The 17,145-nt window shown below is 58.4% G+C and carries 14 protein-coding genes and 1 pseudogene; 7 read left to right on the top strand and 8 right to left on the bottom strand.

Translation table 11 applies throughout. The features are described 5' to 3' along the window. Nucleotides 1-102: 102 nt before the first annotated feature. Nucleotides 103-291: pseudogene (locus tag Q1A85_RS13700) on the top strand (LysR family transcriptional regulator); the annotation flags it as partial. Between the two features lie 1,353 nt (nucleotides 292-1,644). On the opposite strand, the gene Q1A85_RS13695 reads toward Q1A85_RS13700, so the two are convergent. Continuing rightward, nucleotides 1,645-2,304 carry a GntR family transcriptional regulator gene (locus Q1A85_RS13695; protein ID WP_299690125.1) on the bottom strand — a complete coding sequence of 220 codons (660 nt, stop codon included), beginning with the start codon at nucleotides 2,302-2,304 and terminating at the stop codon, nucleotides 1,645-1,647. A 9-nt stretch (nucleotides 2,305-2,313) separates the two neighbouring features. After that, nucleotides 2,314-5,130: an FAD-binding and (Fe-S)-binding domain-containing protein gene (locus tag Q1A85_RS13690; RefSeq protein ID WP_299690122.1), complete on the bottom strand. Its 2,817-nt coding sequence runs from the start codon at nucleotides 5,128-5,130 to the stop codon at nucleotides 2,314-2,316. Nucleotides 5,131-5,327: 197 nt separating this feature from the next. Here Q1A85_RS13690 and Q1A85_RS13685 point away from each other — a divergent pair, with 197 nt between their 5' ends. From Q1A85_RS13685 to Q1A85_RS13665, 5 genes are all read left to right on the top strand, one after another. Continuing rightward, nucleotides 5,328-6,515, top strand: a complete 1,188-nt coding sequence (locus Q1A85_RS13685) for an aminotransferase class V-fold PLP-dependent enzyme (protein WP_299690118.1) — start codon at nucleotides 5,328-5,330, stop codon at nucleotides 6,513-6,515. A gap of 33 nt (nucleotides 6,516-6,548) precedes the next feature. Next, entirely contained in the window at nucleotides 6,549-7,529 is a 981-nt protein-coding gene (locus Q1A85_RS13680; RefSeq protein ID WP_299690116.1) for a TRAP transporter substrate-binding protein, read from the top strand. Between the two features lie 108 nt (nucleotides 7,530-7,637). After that, nucleotides 7,638-8,180 (top strand): TRAP transporter small permease subunit, encoded by a 543-nt coding sequence (locus Q1A85_RS13675; protein ID WP_299690113.1) that lies wholly within the window; start codon nucleotides 7,638-7,640, stop codon nucleotides 8,178-8,180. Beyond that, nucleotides 8,180-9,460 (top strand): TRAP transporter large permease, encoded by a 1,281-nt coding sequence (locus Q1A85_RS13670; protein WP_299690109.1) that lies wholly within the window; start codon nucleotides 8,180-8,182, stop codon nucleotides 9,458-9,460. The genes Q1A85_RS13675 and Q1A85_RS13670 overlap by 1 nt, the downstream gene beginning before the upstream one ends. A gap of 60 nt (nucleotides 9,461-9,520) precedes the next feature. Further along, entirely contained in the window at nucleotides 9,521-9,943 is a 423-nt protein-coding gene (locus Q1A85_RS13665; protein WP_299690106.1) for a heme-binding protein, read from the top strand. Nucleotides 9,944-10,053: 110 nt separating this feature from the next. Here the strand turns inward: Q1A85_RS13665 and mnhG are convergent, their stop codons facing one another. The 6 genes from mnhG to Q1A85_RS13635 are packed head-to-tail and all read right to left on the bottom strand — an operon-like array spanning nucleotide 10,054 to nucleotide 15,977. Beyond that, the gene (gene mnhG / locus Q1A85_RS13660; protein ID WP_299690103.1) at nucleotides 10,054-10,431 is read right to left on the bottom strand and encodes a monovalent cation/H(+) antiporter subunit G; all 378 of its coding nucleotides are present in this window, start codon (nucleotides 10,429-10,431) and stop codon (nucleotides 10,054-10,056) included. After that, complete coding sequence (locus tag Q1A85_RS13655; protein WP_299690100.1) at nucleotides 10,428-10,712, bottom strand: K+/H+ antiporter subunit F; 285 nt, start codon at nucleotides 10,710-10,712, stop codon at nucleotides 10,428-10,430. Before Q1A85_RS13655 ends, mnhG begins: the two co-directional genes overlap by 4 nt. Next, on the bottom strand, nucleotides 10,709-11,209 hold the full coding sequence (locus tag Q1A85_RS13650; RefSeq protein ID WP_299690097.1) for a Na+/H+ antiporter subunit E: 501 nt from the start codon (nucleotides 11,207-11,209) through the stop codon (nucleotides 10,709-10,711). The genes Q1A85_RS13655 and Q1A85_RS13650 overlap by 4 nt, the downstream gene beginning before the upstream one ends. A gap of 1 nt (nucleotide 11,210) precedes the next feature. Continuing rightward, complete coding sequence (locus tag Q1A85_RS13645; RefSeq protein ID WP_299690094.1) at nucleotides 11,211-12,755, bottom strand: monovalent cation/H+ antiporter subunit D; 1,545 nt, start codon at nucleotides 12,753-12,755, stop codon at nucleotides 11,211-11,213. Next, nucleotides 12,752-13,102 (bottom strand): Na+/H+ antiporter subunit C, encoded by a 351-nt coding sequence (locus tag Q1A85_RS13640; protein WP_299690091.1) that lies wholly within the window; start codon nucleotides 13,100-13,102, stop codon nucleotides 12,752-12,754. The genes Q1A85_RS13645 and Q1A85_RS13640 overlap by 4 nt, the downstream gene beginning before the upstream one ends. A gap of 1 nt (nucleotide 13,103) precedes the next feature. After that, on the bottom strand, nucleotides 13,104-15,977 hold the full coding sequence (locus tag Q1A85_RS13635) for a monovalent cation/H+ antiporter subunit A (protein WP_299690242.1): 2,874 nt from the start codon (nucleotides 15,975-15,977) through the stop codon (nucleotides 13,104-13,106). A gap of 470 nt (nucleotides 15,978-16,447) precedes the next feature. Here Q1A85_RS13635 and Q1A85_RS13630 point away from each other — a divergent pair, with 470 nt between their 5' ends. Beyond that, complete coding sequence (locus Q1A85_RS13630) at nucleotides 16,448-17,128, top strand: GntR family transcriptional regulator (protein WP_299690088.1); 681 nt, start codon at nucleotides 16,448-16,450, stop codon at nucleotides 17,126-17,128. The last annotated feature ends 17 nt before the right edge of the window (nucleotides 17,129-17,145 follow it).

Below are 17,145 nucleotides of genomic sequence, written 5' to 3'. Positions count from 1 at the left end.
ACGCCTCAGCATCATGCAAACGAGAGAAATTGAGCGCGAGACTCAGAAAATCTCAGTCTCTTCCACGAGATGCCCATGCTAAGACATACGTCAGGAGGGCTGATGACTTATCGATTTCCGTCTCTGAATGGGCTCAAAGCGTTTGAGGCTGCGGCGCGGCATCTGAGTTTCAAAGCGGCTGCCGCAGAGCTTGGCGTGACAGCTGGGGCCGTCAGCCAACAGGTCAAGCGGTTGGAGATGTCGCTTGGCATCGCGCTGTTCCGACGCCTGCCTCAAGGGTTGTTGTTAACGCAGGAGGGCACCGCTTACCTCCCCGAGATTTCGCGCGCCTTCGATGTGCTTACGGATGCAACAGAAGCGATCGCACCCGCGCTCAACGGGCGTAAACTCAGCATCGGTCTCGACCCGGTCGTCGTCGACAAACTCCCGAAAGGATGGCCTCGGCATACGAACGAATTGAAGCCGTATGTTCGAGAGATACGGGCGACCCGTGATGTTGAACTCATTTGGAGTAACGAAGTTGATGCGTTGATTTTGGCTGAGGCAACCCGGCATGGGAACTTGGTAGAGCAAAAAGTTTGTCTAAGCGGCGACACCGCGCCAATCTATTTCGTCACGCGTCCGGGTCTTGCTGAGTGCCGGCAATCGCGGGCAATCCTTGAGGCTCTTACATCGTAGAATTCAGGTGTGTCGCGGCAAGGTGCCGAAACCGGTGCAATTGCGTCGTGCACGCAATCATTTTGGAATAGTCGCCAAGCGAAACCGACGGCCGTTTGTGGTCAGAAAAACGCCGATGAGAGGCCGCCGTCTCCGTATCGTATGTGACTGTCGTGCGGGAACTCATCCTGTCGTTTCTTGTGTGGACCGTACACAGCTTCCTCTTTGCTGCCCTTGCCGTGCATTAGGATCTGGCTGTCATCTGGGAAAAAATTCTGAACCCTTGAATTTATCACCGGCTAATACGCAAACTGGTCGCAGTCAGGACATCGAAGATCAGGATTGGGACGCGGTTTGCCGCAAACACAATTATGCCGTTTGCACCCCAACATGCACAGGCTGGGTTGGGCATGTCATCAGCCTACAGCACCGGTTTGAGCGTATCGTGATCATTGGGACGCGGCAGATGGCGTGCGATTTTTCAGTGAAAGGGACGCCCGCAAACGGGGAGGGCGGGGTGCTGTTCCGATCTGCGCGTCGGGCGAAGGAAGACTTGAGAGTGACAAGCCACCGCTCATTGGTTGCGTGCTTGGCTCCCAACGCATCGTGCAATCGGCGGCAGTGGCGACGATGTTTTTTTCGAAGACGGATCAATGATGTGAAGCGCTGTTGCGAACCGTCCGACAGTTCGTAGTTCCAGAGCGTGTGACGAACAAGGCTGTGTTCATGGGGTCGAGATTTAACTGGCTGGGTGTGGTCGAGATGGGGCGTTCGAAACACCTGATGTGGTGTTACCGCAGTTCTTTACCTGCAGCGCGTGATGCAACATTTGCCGCAAACGCCGCCATTACAATGGGATCCGGTATCGTTTTCGATTTTTGAATTATACACTCAAGACAGCCATCTTTTGCTGTCTGCTTTGCTACGGGGGCATTTGCGGTCTTCACATTTGAACCTTCCGCAATTTTTGGTTGCCTGCGGGATTTTCTACGTTTGCAGCGCTTTCATATGGGCGACAAACTTGTTCAGCATGTGGAGCTTCATCAGTTCGCCCAATCCTTTGGCATCCCGGCGACGCAATTTTTCCATCATCTGCTCGTGCTCATCAATTGCTTGCGCCCATCGTTTGTCGGACAGATTGACCATGAACCGCGCGCGTCTGACACGCACGGCGAGCATACGGTGATGCGATTCCAGAACTTCGTTTTGCGCTGCCGTGATCAGGGCATTGTGGATATCCTGGTTCGCTTGGAAATAGGCTTGCCGATCACGCGTTTTATAAGCCGCGATCATGTCTTTGTGCCGCTCTTCTATGTGAGCGATGCCTGCGTCATCCAGCCGCTCACACGCCAATTCACCCGCAAGCTGTTCCAGCGTGGCAATAACAGGAAACGTGTTTTCCAGTTCCTCTGGTGTGACTTCGGTCACGCGCGCGCCCCGGTTGGCTTGCAGCACCACAAGGCCCTCGGATGCAAGCACCTTAAGCGCTTCGCGCAAAGGTGTCCGTGACACGCCGAACGACGCGCACAGGTCTTTTTCCGGCACCTTTTCGCCCGGCTTCAGCGCGTCTTCCACGACGAGGTTGCGCAACCGTTCCACAAGCTCTTCGTGCAAGGTTGGGCGTTTGATGCTTTCTGTCAGGTTCATTTTACCATCCTACGCATCAAGTGCTTGATCCAGCAAGCGTGCTACGTGCACGGGCCGACGCGGTGTGCCGTCTGCGATCTGGTGACGGCAGGAGGTGCCATCGGCCACGATAACGGCGTCGTCGGGCGCTGCATCCAGCGCCGGGAACAGATCGAGCTTTGCCATTGCCAGCGAGACGTCAATTGTTTCCGGCGCATAGCCAAATGCGCCCGCCATGCCGCAGCAGCTTGTTTCGATCATATGCACCGACGTGTCGGGAATACGCCCCAGCACGTCGAGCATTGGGGTGACTGCGCCGTGGGCTTTCTGGTGGCAATGGCCATGCACGTAGATCGGGCGGCCCAAGGGCATGAGCGGGATCTCGGCGATGGTGGCCAAGACCTCTTCGAACGTCTTGGCCACCTCGGCCAACGCTTGGGCGTCTGGCCCGGGACACAAGGCAAGAAACTCGTCCCGGAAGGTCAGGATTGAAGACGGCTCCAGTCCGACGACGGGAATACCGCGCGCAACAGCGGTTCGCGTGGCGGCAATCACCCGTTGCGCTTCATTTCGGGCCTCGTCGACGCACCCGTTTGCCAGCAATGCACGACCGCAATCCAGCGCCGTGCCTGAGCCGTCCTGAGCGACGGCCACCCGAAGACCGGACGCACGCAGAACACGCACAGCAGCACGCAGGTTTTCGGGTTCAAAATAGCGGTTGAACACATCAGCAAACAGCAAGACTTGGGGATCATTGTCTTGGGCTTCGTCATCGCGAAAAGGGTTCGCCGACCAGATGGGCAGGTCGCGGCGGTGGGAAACGCCGGTCAGCCGTTCCGCCATCTTGCGCACCGGACCGATCTTGTTGCGCAGGTTCAACAGCCATGCAACCCTTGCGGCGCGCGGTGCGTAGCGGGGCAGATAGGCGACCAGTTTTTCTGCAAGGGAGAGGCCATTTTCGCGGCGGCGGGCGGCCAGCACCTCGATCTTCATACGGGCCATGTCGACGCCCGTGGGACACTCGTGACGGCACGCCTTGCAGGACACGCAGTATTTCATCGTGTCCGCCATTGCATCCGAGGTCAGCCCGCCGGGCATCTGTCCGCTGATGGCAAATCGCAAAGTGTTGGCGCGTCCGCGCGTGGCGTCGCGTTCATTGCGGGTTGCGCGGAACGAGGGGCACATCACGCCGCCCTTCAACTTGCGGCAGGCGCCATTGTTGTTGCACATCTCTACCGCGCCCTGAAACCCGCCTGCGGCACCGGGCCAAGCAGACCAGTCAAGAGCGGTTTCGAACGCGGGCACGTCGTAATTCGGGCCGTAGCGAAAAACGCGGCGGTCATCCATCGCGGGCGCATGAACGATCTTACCGGGGTTCATCAGCCCGTCGGGATCGAACCGTGCCTTGACCTCTTCAAAGGCGGAAACGATGCGCGGCCCGAACATCTTTTCGTGAAACTCCGAGCGCACGATCCCGTCGCCATGTTCGCCGGAATGCGATCCCTTATAGTGCTTGACGAGGTCAAAGCATTCCTCGGCAATCTTGCGCATGGTTTTGACATCCTTGTCCTGTCGCATGTTCAGGACCGGACGCACGTGCAGGCAGCCGACAGAGGCGTGGGCGTACCACGTGCCCTTGGTGCCGTGGCGGGCAAAGATGTCAGTCAGCCCTTGGGTGTATTCCGCGAGGTCGGGCAGGGCGACGGCGCAATCCTCGACAAAAGAAATCGGTTTGCCCGCCTGTTTCATCGACATCATGACGTTGAGGCCGGACTTGCGGTATTCGGCGATTGCGTTTTGAAGGCTGGGATCGCTGACCGGGATTACGCCACCCCAGCGCGGGCCAGTTTCGGAAAAAGCAAAGCCCAGATCGCCCATGAGCGCGGCCAGTTCTGCGAGTTTTGCTGCGTTTGCCGTTGCGTTACCTTCGGCGAATTCAACAAGCAGGAGGGCGGCAGGGTCGCCTTCAACAAAGGCGTTGATCGTTTCGGCAAAAAGGGGAATGTCGCGCCCCAGCGCAATCATTGTGTCGTCGATCAGTTCGACCGCTTGCGGGTCGAGCGTGACGAGGTGCTGTGCTGCATCCATCGCCGCATAGAAGGTGGGGAAGTGGCAGATGCCCAACACCTTGTCCCCCGGCAGGTGAGCGAGGCTGAGGTCCAGTTCAGTGAAATAGGCGAGCGTGCCCTCGGACCCCACAAGCAGGTGGGCCATGTTCACGTCATTGCCAGTGAGGGCGTCGATGTTGTAGCCGCCAACGCGGCGCTGCACCTTGGGAAAGCGGGCGTCGATTTCGTCCGCTTCGCGTTGGCCAAGGGCGCGCATATCGCTGACCAGATCGGCATATGGCCCCGGCGCAGGGTCCGCGCCGTTAAACCGCGCGCGCGTGCCGTCGGGCAGAATGGCCGCGATGGCGCGGACATTGTCGCGCATGATGCCGTAGCGCAGCGACTTACCACCAGAGGAATTGTTCGCGGCCATCCCGCCAAGCGTGCAGCGCGAGGCAGTGGAGGGGTCAACTGGGAACCACAGGCCATGCGGTTTCAGAGAGCGGTTTAACTCATCAAGCACGACGCCCGGCTGCACTTTGGCGGTGAGGTTTTCCGGGTCGATGTCGATGATCTTGTTCAGGTGCCGGGTGTTGTCGAGCACGACGGCACGGTTGATGGTTTGGCCACATTGCGAAGTGCCGCCGCCGCGTGGAAGAACTGGTGTTTCTTCCTCCCGCGCGATCTGCATGACGGCTTCGACATCGGCTTCTGAACGGGGCAAAACGACCGCTTCGGGCACCATTTGGTAGATGGAGGCGTCTGTGGCGTAGCGCGCCCGTGACGCCGGGTCAGTCATCACCTCACCTTGGGAGGTTGAGGTCAACCGTCTGAAAAGATGCGTATTTTCATGCATGTCGTATCTGAAACCTCCCGGTCTCGGCCCGTTTTAACAGGGTCTAAGATTTTGGTTGACTGAATAATGAATTCATAATTACATTTTTTGCAACGTCTAATCGCGCCCTTGGAATGGCGCACTTTGGGAGGATACCTTCGATGCGCCAGGCTGGCCGACATTTCTTGCAGATCCCGGGCCCAAGCGCGGTTCCAGACCGTATCCTGCGCGCGATCAGCGCGCAGACGATTGACCATCGCGGCCCGGATTTCGCCGAAGTCGGCAATACGGCCCTTGAGGGGATGAAGAGCATCTTCAAAACCGAAAGCCACGTGTTCATCTACCCGTCTTCCGGCACCGGCGCGTGGGAAGCGGCGCTGGTCAACACGCTGAACCCCGGTGACAAAGTGCTGATGTTCGAGACCGGACATTTCGCGACGCTGTGGAGCAAAATGGCGCGCAAAATCGGCATGGCACCCGAGTTTCTGGAAGGGGACTGGCGCGGCGGGGCCGAGCCCGACCGGATCGAGGCGCGGCTGCGAGAAGACACAGGGCACGAGATCAAGGCGGTCTGCGTCGTCCATAACGAGACGTCGACAGGGTCGGTTTCGAACGTGGCGGAGGTGCGCAAAGCAATTGATGCGGCCGGGCACCCTGCCTTGCTGATGGTCGACACGATTTCCGGTCTCGCCTCGATTGACTTCCGTTTTGACGAATGGGGCGTGGATGTGTGCGTCTCAGGCTCGCAAAAGGGTCTGATGCTGCCTCCGGGCCTGAGTTTCAACGCGGTCAGTGCGCGGGCGATGGAGTATTCCAAGTCTGTGCAGACGCCGCGCAGCTACTGGGACTGGCAGGATATGGTTGGCCCGAATGAGACGGGATATTTCCCGTACACGCCAGCCACCAACCTGCTTTACGGCCTGAACGAAGCCATCGCCATGCTGCACGAAGAGGGGCTGGACAATGTCTTTGCCCGGCACGCCCGGCACGGTGCGGCGACCCGAGCGGCTGTCCGGGCTTGGGGGCTGGAGGTGTTGTGCGCGCGCCAAGGCGAAGAATCGGGTGTTCTGACCGCCGTTTTGATGCCCGGCGGGCATTCGGCTGACGCATTCCGGGCAACCACACTCAAGCATTATGACATTTCGCTGGGCAATGGCCTGTCCAAGGTGGCGGACAAAGTGTTCCGCATCGGACATCTGGGCGATTTCAACGATCTGATGCTCATGGCGACCCTTTCGGGGGTCGAGATGGGTCTGGCCAAGGCTGGTGTCCCGCATCAGGCGGGCGGCGCGCAGGCCGCCATGGAGCATCTGAAAGAAACGACGGTCACGCGGGTCGCCGCGGAATAAAGCTCCGAAACGGGGCAATAAGGGAGGAAAACCATGAATTTCAAAGCAACCATACTGGCCAGTGTGGCAGCAATTGCCATGCCTTTGGCGGCAACGGCTGCGGATCTGACCTTGCGGTTTGGCCATGTCGGCAATCCCGGCTCACTGTTTGAGGCATCGGCGGACGCCTTTGCCGAATGCGCGAACGGCAAGCTGGGTGACCGTGCCGAGGTGCAAACCTTCGGCGCGAGCCAGCTGGGCAAGGACCGCGAACTGCTGCAAAAGCTGAAGCTGGGGCAGGTCGACTTTTCACTACCGTCGTCGGTGATGTCGTCAGTGGCACCCGAATTTGGCGTCTTCGAGATGCCATACATCGTGCAGGACCGCGACCATATGCGCCGCATTCAGGCCGAGTTGGGCGACGTCTTTCAAGAGGCGGCACAGGGCGAAGGCTACCGGATCATCGGCTATTTCGAAAACGGCTTCCGCCATATCACGAACAACACGCGCCCGATCAACACGCCCGAGGACCTGCAAGGGATCAAGCTGCGCACACCCAACGGTGAGTGGCGGGTAAAAATGTTCCAGCTGTATGGCGCGAACCCTACTCCGATGGCCTTTTCGGAGGTCTTCACGGCACTCCAGACCAAAGTGATTGACGGGCAGGAAAACCCGTATGCCCAGATTGCGTCAGCTAAGTTCCAGGAAGTGCAGGAATATCTGTCGATCACCGGGCACGTCTACACACCCGGCTACGTTTTGGTGTCCGAGCGTCGTTGGCAGCAACTGCCCGAAGATGTGCGCGCCGATCTTGAAGCCTGCGGGTCCGAAACTCAGAACTTTGTATATGAGCACGCGGCCAAGCTGGAGGTTGAGCTGCTGGAAGAGATCAAAGCGGCTGGCGTGGCGGTCAATGAGGCGGACAATCAAGCGTTCATCGACGCATCTGCGTCGATCTACGAAGAGTTCGCAACCACCGTGGACGGCGGCGCAGAGTTGATCGAGCGTATTCAGAACCTCGCCTCGGGGTCCTGACCTGAATGGGGGCAGGGGGTCAGGACGGACCCCCTGCCTGCTTTGGGATACAAACCAATGACACCGTCTTCCGACTTCTCTGGGCACGTCGCCCGGCAAGGACCTCCCATGCTCAAAGCTCTGCAAACCTTCTTTGAGGTTGTTCTCGAAAACTTTGTGATCCTGTTGATGGTGATCCTGACGACCATTGTGGTGGTCGCCGTGACATACCGTCTGATGGGGTCGAGCCTTGCCTGGTATGACGAGGTGGCGGCGATCATGCTGGCGTGGATCACCTATTACGGATCGGCGCTGGCTGTTCTGAGGCGGCGCCATATCGGGTTCGATAGCGTGCTGCTGTCTATTGCTATGCCGTGGCGCATGTGGGCCGTCGCCTTGGCCGAGCTGATCACGGCGGGGTTTTTCGTGCTGCTGGCATGGGCAGGGTACACGGTGATGACCATTCTGGGTGGCATGTCGCTGGTATCGCTCACGTGGGTGCCGGTTAGCTTTGCCCAATCCGTAATCCCGATCGGTGCTGTCCTGTTCTTGATCTGTCAGGCGCTGAGTGTGCCGGATTACTGGCGCAAGACCGCGTTGGGCGTCTCGCTGGAACATGCTGAGATAGAAGAAGAGGTCGAGACCGAGATGAAGAAAGCGGGGAACACCTGATGTTGATGCTGGGGATCTTCATCGCGATGGTGGCGATGATTTGTTTGAACGTGCCCATCGGCGTGGCGCTGGCGGTGTCGGCCATTGGCGGGCTGCTGGTGCTGGAAGGCAGTGGGTCACTGGTGAATGTCGCCTTGGACATGTATGGCGGCGCGACAAAGTTTTCGCTGATCGCAATCCCCATGTTCGTGCTCGCCGGTGCGATAATGAATGCGGGCGGTATCACGGACCGGCTGATCAACTTTGTGGCCGCGCTCATCGGGTTCATTCGCGGTGGGCTGGCCCATGTAAACATCGGTGTGTCACTGTTTTTTGCCGAGATTTCGGGATCTGCCGTGGCGGATGTCGCGGCGATGGGGTCCGTGATGATCCCACAGATGAAAAAGCGCGGCTATTCCGGGGCCCTGTCGGCGGCAGTTACATCGTCGTCGGCGTCGCTTGCCATCATCATTCCACCCTCCATTCCGATGATCCTGTACGCGACCTCCGCCAACGTATCGGTCGAGCAATTGTTTGTTGCCGGTGTTATTCCCGGCCTGATGGGGGCCGCAGGGTTGATGGGTGTCGCGTATTACTTTGCGCGCCGCTACGACCTGCCGCGCGAAGAGGCGTTTTCCGGTCGCAAGCTGTGGGTCACCTTTGTCGATGCGCTGCCCACCTTTGCACTGCCTGTGATCATTCTGGGCGGTATCTTTGGCGGTTACGTGACGGCCACAGAAGCGGCGGGTCTTGCTGTGCTGGCCGCCATTGCGATCAGCCTGTGGTATCGTCAGGTGGATTTGCGCCACCTGAAACGGTCGATGCTGGACGGCGGGATGCAGACGGCGGTGGTTATGCTGCTGGTTGCGGCGTCGGTGGTGATGGGCGGTTTCCTGACCCGCGCGCAATATCCGCAGGAATTGGCAGGCGCGATCCTGAGCATTACCGAAAACAAGTGGGTTGTGCTGCTTATCCTGAACTTCTTCTTCCTCGTGATCGGGTTCTTTTTACATTCGGCGGCTGCAATCATTCTGGTGGTGCCGATTGTCATCCCATTGATCGAAGCTGTTGGGATCAACCCGATCCATTTTGGTCTGGTTGTGACGCTGAACCTTGCGATCGGGCAACAGACACCGCCTGTGGCGTCGGTGCTGATTACCGCCTGCGCGGTGGCCCGGGCAAATATCTGGGACGTCACCAAGGTGAACATCTACTTCATCGCGGTTTTGCTGACGGTGCTGCTGATGTGTACCTACATACCGGCAATACCGCTGTTTCTGGTCGACTACTTTTACAACTGACCTCCCATGGGCTGCCCGGTTTCAAACCGGGCGGCCGGTCGATTTCCAAAAGGACTGCATATGAACCTCGAACTGGCCAACGCGCTGATCGCGGCGGCGCTGGAGTACCGGCGCGCGCGCAACATGAAACCTCTGACCATTGCGGTCATTGATGCGGGCGGGCACCTTGTGGCATTGCAGCGCGAGGATGGCACCAGCAACCTGCGCGCCGAGATTGCACAGGGCAAGGCCAAGGGCGCGGTTGCGATGGGTCTTGGATCGCGTGCATTGTTTAACCGCGCACAAGAACAACCCTATTTCATCGACGCAATGAACGCCTTGAACGGCGGAAGCCTTGTGCCCGTGCCGGGGGGCGTCTTGCTCTGGCGGGATGGGGTGCTGCTCGGCGCCATTGGCATCACCGGAGACAGTTCTGACAATGATGAAGCCTGCGCAGTGGCCGCCATCAAAGCGCAGAGTTTGACGGCTGATACCGGGGGGTAAGTTGGCACCGCGCCAAACTATTCATGCGCGCGGAGACATCCACATTCATTGGTGAAATCGATGGTTGGGTTCTGTTAACCATGTTGCAAGCGGGGTGGCGAACGGCTGGTTTAGACCGCGCTCTGCTGATTTTTCTGCGGCGTTGTCAACGTGGACCACGTGTCATCCTGTGTTGGTGACGGCGGGGTGTCGCAGGCGCGCAGGTGGATGCCGACCTTGGCGATGAAATGCGCTGAAATGGGCGTGGTCACGAACAGGAATGACATGATCAGCAACTCGTGGATGGACGCATCTCCCGCCGCCATCGACTTGAGCATGGATGCCAAAAGCAACATGCCGATGCCAAGCGTGCCAACCTTGGTAGGTGCGTGCAGCCGGGTCATGGGATCGTTGAATTTCATCAGACCCAACACGCCGACGATGACAAAGGCAGAACCGATCATCAGGGCAAGGGTCGCGCCGTAAAGGAGGAGTGTTTCGGAGGTCATTCGATAATGTCCCCTCGCAGAATGAATCGCGCCAGCGCGACGGTCGAAACAAAGCCGAGCATGGCGACCAAAAGGGCAACTTCGAAGTAAATTTTGACGCCTTGGTACATGCCAAGGACAATGACCAGCCCAAGCGCATTGATCACCATTGTATCCAGCGCAAGGATACGATCACCCGTTGTCGGCCCGATCATAAGGCGCACCATCGACAGGACCTGTCCCACCGCAAGCGAGATGAGAGCCGTGACCAGAGCTATGTTCAGAATGTCGTGGGGGCTCATTCAAAAATCTCCAAAAGGCGGCGCTCATACCGGTTCTTGATTTCATCCCGAACGGCATCGGCGTCGTCAGTATGCAAGACATGGACCAAAAGACAGTGCCCCTTGTCCGACAGGTCGGCAGACACGGTGCCGGGTGTCAGCGTGATTGTGCCGGCCAGCAGGCTGATGGCCTCAGGCTGTTTCAACTCAAGTGGGACAACGATCCAGCCGGGCTTCAACTTGGCGTTTGGCACGGTCAGAACGATCCAAGCGACCTCGATATTGGCGACAATGATATCTCGAACAACGACCAAACTGTAGAGGGCCATTTTGCCCATCCGGAACCCCTTGGGCGTGTCGGGCCACCAGACGGAAGTGCCCCACGGGATGATGATCCCGAGGATCAGGCCAAAGACCGCCATCCCGGCGGTGATCTCGTTCTGCAGTAGGATCCAGACAATCGCGAGTGTCAGTGTCAGCAGCGGACGGGGCACCAACCAGTCAAAGGCACGGGCCATGTCAGTTCTCCTCCTTTGGTTCGCTGAGTTTGCCGGGGCTGTCGAGTACGGCCGAGATATATGCCTGTGGCGCAAAAAGCTGCGCCGCCATCTTGGTTGTATAGGCGTGTACCGATCCGGCAAAAACAGTGTGGGCGACCAACAGGGCAAAGAGCCCCCCAACCGCCGAATAGGCCAACGCCGACGGTTGCCTGACTTCGGCAGAGCGGGGTTCGGATGGCTCGATGCTGTGCGAAATCCAAAAGACCACACTGCCCGCCCGCGCAAAACCGACAATGCTGATCAGGCTTGAGATCAGGACCACTGCCCAAACCCACGTCATCAAGGTGTTGTCGTATGCGGCATCCAGAACCAACAGCTTGCCGAGAAAGCCCGACAGTGGCGGCAGACCCGTCATCGCAATGGCACCGACAAAGAACATACCGGCGGTCAGATGGGTGCCAGCCATCGGGGGCTGCGGGGTCAGGTCAACGTTTCCGCGTCCTGTGCGCACCAGATCGGACACCATGAAAAGGACGGCAGCCGCCAAGGTTGAATGCACGATGTAATACAGCGCTGCGGCGATGCCGATCGGGCTGAACAGCGCAATGGCCGTCACGACCATTCCCATGGACCCAACAACCGAAAACGCAACCAATCTGTCCAATTTGCGCGCCGCGAGAACGCCGACCATACCAACAACCACCGAAACCAGAGCGAAGGGCAGGAGCCACGTGTCATGCAAGCCAGACGTCACGTCGACCTCGGGCGGGAAGACCATCGTGTAGACGCGAATGATGGAATAGGCACCGACCTTGGTCATGATCGCAAAGAGTGCAGCCACAGGCGCAGGTGCCTCGGCGTAGCTCGAAGGCAGCCAGAAATGCAGCGGGACAAGAGCGGCCTTGATGGCAAAGACCAGCAACAGCAGAACTGCGGCAAGCCTGATACCGACGGTTTCGCTCGGGTCGATGAGCGCCACGCGCTCACTCAGATCGGCCATGTTCAGTGTGCCGGTCTCCGCATAGATTGCACCAAGCGCAAAAAGGAAAAGGGTCGAACCGATCAGGTTGAACAAAACGTACTGTACGCCAGCCCGCAAGCGCGCATTGCCGCCCGCATGGATCATCAGCCCGTAAGATGCGATCAGCAACACTTCGAAGAAGACGAAGAGGTTGAAAAGGTCGCCGGTCAGGAATGCACCGAGGATGCCCATAAGCTGGAACTGAAACAGCGCGTGGAAATGCCGCCCGCGATCATCCCATCCCGAGCCGATGGCATAAAGCAGCACAAAAAGCGCCAGTACAGACGTCAACAATACCATCAGTGTCGAAAGACGGTCGCCCACAATGACAATTCCGAAAGGTCCGGCCCAATCGCCAAGGCGGTAGGAAATGACGGACCCGTCCGACACCTGCCAGGCCAGGCCGCCCGCGATGGCGATCAGCGCAACAATCCCGGCAATCGAGAACACCCGTTGAATGCCCAAGTGATAGCGTGCCGCCAGCACGATGAACGGCGCGAGCAACGCAGGCAAAATGACCGGGGCGATGATCCAGTGGTTCATGGCTGGCCCGCCGATGAGGATGCTTCTGCCTGGTCATCGATATGATCGTCGTCCGACCCCAGAAACGCGCCCAGACCAATCATCACCGCAACCGCCGTCATCCCAAACGAAATAACGATAGCGGTCAGCACCAGCGCCTGTGGCAACGGATCTGCATAGTTGCTCACATCATCCCGCAGGACCGGCGGTGCGCCAATCACAAGACGGCCCGAGGTAAAGAGAAAGACGTTTACCGCATATGTCAGCAATGAGATGCCCAGAATGACCGGGAACGTGCGCAGACGCAGCACCAGATAGATTCCGGCGGCGGTCATCAGACCGATGGCGGAGGCCACGAGAAATTCCATGTTACGCTTTCTCCGTGGGGGCTGATTGCGGAGCTGCATCATCGCGCAAGGGGTTGATGTCCATGGGGTGCTCACTGTCTGCGGTATCTGCGCGACGCGCGAGCCGTGAAAAACTTTCAAGCGACAGCATCACCGCACCCACAACAGCAAGGAACACGCCCAAGTCAAAAAGGGCAGCGGTGGCCAGTTCAAACTCGTTGAACGGCGGAATGCGCACATATGTGAAATCCGACGTCAGAAACGGCTTGGACACGAACCACGATCCGATCCCGGTCAGTCCGGCAACCAGAACGCCCGCACCGATCACGCCATGATAGGGATAGCGCAGACGGCTCGACGTCCAGCTAAACCCGCTGGCCATGTACTGCATTACCACCCCGATCGACACGACCAAACCCGAGATGAAACCGCCGCCCGGTTCGTTATGCCCGCGCAGGAAGATGTAGAAGCCAACCAGAAGCACGACCGGCATAATGACCCGGGTCAGCACGACCATCATCATCGGGTGCATGTCGCCTGCAATGGGCTGGTCCGGGATACGGTTCAGCAGACGCCGACGCACCGGCCCGCGCAACAGGGTTTCCGTCAGTGCGTAGATCAGCAATGCCGCGATGCTCAGAACGATGATTTCGCCATAGGTATCGAAACCGCGGAAATCCACCAGGATGACATTTACGACATTCGTGCCGCCGCCCCCCTTGTAGGAATTGGCGAGGTGGAATTCCGAGATCGGCGTCGAGACCGCATCGCGCAGCATGTAGTGATAGGCCATTACAAATGCGGCCAGTCCGCCGACGATGGCCACGCTTGCGTCGCGGACACGGCGCAACGGCGTGCTTTCGACCGGGGTGCTGTTGGGTAGAAAATTCAGCGCCAGCAGCAGCAGGATGATTGTGACAACCTCGACGGTGAACTGCGTCATCGCGAGGTCGGGCGCGCTGAGATAGACAAATCCAATGGATACCATCAGGCCAACGATGCCGATCAGGATCAACGCCAGAAAACGGTTCCGGTGCAGGGCCACAATGCCACAGGTCGCGCCGATGAGCATGGCCCATCCGGCAATAGGCACCGGGCCTGCGGCCTGTAGCGGGCGGGTTGCTTCGCCCACCGTTCCGGTAGTCCAGGCGTAGTAACCCGCGACAATAATCGCGACGAAGCCGATCAGTGCATAGCGGGTGAATGCGCCGTTGTGTACCGAATGGGTCATGCCACGTGCGGCTGCGGCGATGCTTTCGATCAAGGTCTCGAAGATTACCTTGGCCTCGGGCCGGGGCATCGCGTCCCAGGTTCTGAGCAGTGGCTTGAAGATCATCAGCAGAACAAAACCACCAATGACTGCGACGATCGACATGTACAGGGCAGGGATCAGCCCATGCCAAATCTTGATGTGCTTGTCCGGCACCTCAGCGGCGATACCGAGGACCGAGGCCGTGACAAGTTTGACAAAGGGTTCGGCAAGCGCCGGGGCAACACCGATCACAACCACCAACACGACAAGGATCGCGGGAGGCAACCACATTCCTGAGCTGGGATCATGCGGCTTTGCGGGATAGTCTTCGCGCACAGGTCCCAGGAAGGTGTGGCTGACAAAACGGAAGCTATAGGCCGCAGAGACAAGCGCACCAAAAGTCGCCAGCGCGGGAACGAGCCACCACGTGTCGAAAAGGACCGTTTTTGTCGCTTGTTCCAGCATCATTTCCTTGGACAAAAACCCATTCAAAAGCGGAATGCCAGCCATCGAGAGAGCCGCAACTGTCGCGATCACAAAGGTGATCGGCATCAAGTGGCGCAATCCACCGAGGCGTCGGATATCGCGGGTTTTTGCCTCATGATCGACAATGCCCGCTGACATGAAAAGCGCGGCCTTGAACGTCGCATGGTTCAGGATGTGGAAGACGGCAGCAAATGCACCGAACGCGGTGCCGGTGCCCAAAAGCATGGTGATCAAGCCAAGGTGGCTGACAGTCGAGAACGCAAGCAACGCCTTGAGATCATGCTTGAACAGCGCGATGACGGCACCCAGAACCATCGTCAACAAGCCGGCGGTGGTCACGATGACGAACCATTCGGGTGTGCCAGACAAGACGGGCCACATCCGCGCCATCAAGAAGATGCCAGCCTTTACCATCGTGGCGGAGTGCAGGTAGGCCGACACGGGTGTTGGCGCGGCCATGGCGTGTGGCAACCAGAAATGAAACGGGAACTGTGCCGACTTGGTAAAGCAGCCCAGCAGGATCAGGATCAAGGCCGGCAGATACAGTGGGCTGGCCTGAATCGCGTCGCGGTTCTCCAGAATAACGCTCAGCTCGAAACTGCCAGCAATGTTCCCGAGAATGAGCATTCCGCCAATCATCGCCAAGCCGCCCATGCCGGTGACGGTGAGCGCCATGCGCGCGCCTTGGCGCCCCTCCGGCAGATGTTTCCAAAACCCGATGAGCAGGAAAGAAGACAGCGATGTCAGTTCCCAAAATACCAACAAAAGCAGGATGTTATCGGATAGGACGATCCCCACCATCGCGCCCTGGAACAGCAGCAGATAGGTAAAGAATTCACCCATGTTGTCATCACGGCTCAGATAATGTCGACCATAGGTGATGATCAGCAATCCGATGCCAAGGATCAAAAAGGCAAAGAAAAAGCCCAGACCATCCAGCATCAGCGAAAAGTTCAGCCCGAGCGCGGGCAGCCAATCAACGCGCGCCGTCACAACTTCGCCCGCCAAGACGGCAGGCAGGTTCGTCAAAAGCCCGATGAACGCAGCAAGGCTCACGATGAACGTAGTACCGGCGCACGCAGAACGTCCGGCAGAATTCATAAGCCCGGGCAACAGAGCCCCAAGGAAGGGGAGTGAAACGATGAAGAAAAGTGACAAAGTGTACGCCAGTTGTTTTTCAGAAGCCTGCCAGACCGAGAGCATAATGCGCCGCAGCAATTTGACAATCGCGAACCATCAATGCCGTGCATATTCTGTGCATCGTTTTGACCCGTGGTCGCGATAATGCGTGCTGACCTGCAGAAAGTCTTCGCAACAATTTGCGGAATTTGCCCGTCCGTTTAATGGCTACAAGTCTCGTGGGTAAGTTGAGCCGCTATGCTCCCCGCTCGTACGCGTCAAAGAAAGTTCGGGTTTCTTGCCTCCCACTATCACGGAGATGGCAAAGGGCCCTGACACGTCAGTGCGGTGTTGCGTAACCATCGCAGCCTGTCTCATTTTGAGTTTCGCGTGCGCATTGGCAGATCATCCCGACGTGGGGGGCGGATGCGCGGCGCTCCGGGAACGTATGACTTACAGGCTTGACGCAGCGGGATCGGACCTTCTAAAAATGTCCAACATTTTTGGATATGACGAACACTGTGATTTTTCTCAATAAATCTGCGGATGATAAAACAATCGTCGACCTTTTGGCCGCTGCGCTGCGCAAGGACATCGCATTTGGCAATCTGTTGCCGGACCAAAAGCTGAAACTGAACGACCTGCGCAGTCGCTACGGCGGATCAAATCACTCGATGCGCGAAACGCTCCGAATGCTCACCGTCGAAGGGTTGGTCGAAGCCACGGCGCAGCGCGGGTTCCGGGTCACGTCGGCGACGCAAGAGGACTTGTGTGATATCCAGCTTGTCCGAACCGAGATCGAAGCTCTGGCGCTGTCCCGCGCAATTGAACTGGGAGATATCGCGTGGGAGGGGCGTGTGATCGCCGCGCACCACGCGCTGCAAAAAGCAGAGGACAAGGTGATGCAAGTGCACGACGACGTGACGGCCTTGGAGTGGGACGAAGCATGTCGGGCTTTTGCCTCCGCGCTATTGGACGCGTGCGGCAGCCGACGCCTAATTGATCTGCATCGCAAGTATTTCGACCAAAGCCGACGGTTCCGGCTGGCCCAATTGCGCGAAGGCCGCTTGAACTGGTGTGCGCGAAAAAAACGCCAGAAAGCGCTCCTTGATGCCGTGCTGGCGCGCGATGCGTCGCACGCCGACGCGCTGCTGAGACAGGACATAAAGGCGGAGCTTCAATCCGCATAGCGGTCATAAGGGAGGAT

Source organism: uncultured Tateyamaria sp., assembly GCF_947503385.1.
Classification (GTDB): domain Bacteria; phylum Pseudomonadota; class Alphaproteobacteria; order Rhodobacterales; family Rhodobacteraceae; genus Tateyamaria.
The sequence above is the reverse complement of the archived record's forward strand: the minus strand, read 5'-3'. Positions and strand labels throughout refer to the sequence as shown.

Coding starts and splice junctions, on each gene's coding strand:
- Q1A85_RS13640 (WP_299690091.1), bottom strand. CDS start 13,102: ATGGAATTTCTCGTGGCCTCCGCCATCGGTCTGATGACCGCCGCCGGA.
- Q1A85_RS13685 (WP_299690118.1), top strand. CDS start 5,328: ATGCGCCAGGCTGGCCGACATTTCTTGCAGATCCCGGGCCCAAGCGCG.
- Q1A85_RS13675 (WP_299690113.1), top strand. CDS start 7,638: ATGCTCAAAGCTCTGCAAACCTTCTTTGAGGTTGTTCTCGAAAACTTT.
- Q1A85_RS13695 (WP_299690125.1), bottom strand. CDS start 2,304: ATGAACCTGACAGAAAGCATCAAACGCCCAACCTTGCACGAAGAGCTT.
- Q1A85_RS13630 (WP_299690088.1), top strand. CDS start 16,448: ATGACGAACACTGTGATTTTTCTCAATAAATCTGCGGATGATAAAACA.
- Q1A85_RS13645 (WP_299690094.1), bottom strand. CDS start 12,755: ATGAACCACTGGATCATCGCCCCGGTCATTTTGCCTGCGTTGCTCGCG.
- Q1A85_RS13650 (WP_299690097.1), bottom strand. CDS start 11,209: ATGGCCCGTGCCTTTGACTGGTTGGTGCCCCGTCCGCTGCTGACACTG.
- mnhG (WP_299690103.1), bottom strand. CDS start 10,431: ATGACCTCCGAAACACTCCTCCTTTACGGCGCGACCCTTGCCCTGATG.
- Q1A85_RS13680 (WP_299690116.1), top strand. CDS start 6,549: ATGAATTTCAAAGCAACCATACTGGCCAGTGTGGCAGCAATTGCCATG.
- Q1A85_RS13655 (WP_299690100.1), bottom strand. CDS start 10,712: ATGAGCCCCCACGACATTCTGAACATAGCTCTGGTCACGGCTCTCATC.
- Q1A85_RS13670 (WP_299690109.1), top strand. CDS start 8,180: ATGTTGATGCTGGGGATCTTCATCGCGATGGTGGCGATGATTTGTTTG.
- Q1A85_RS13665 (WP_299690106.1), top strand. CDS start 9,521: ATGAACCTCGAACTGGCCAACGCGCTGATCGCGGCGGCGCTGGAGTAC.
- Q1A85_RS13690 (WP_299690122.1), bottom strand. CDS start 5,130: ATGACTGACCCGGCGTCACGGGCGCGCTACGCCACAGACGCCTCCATC.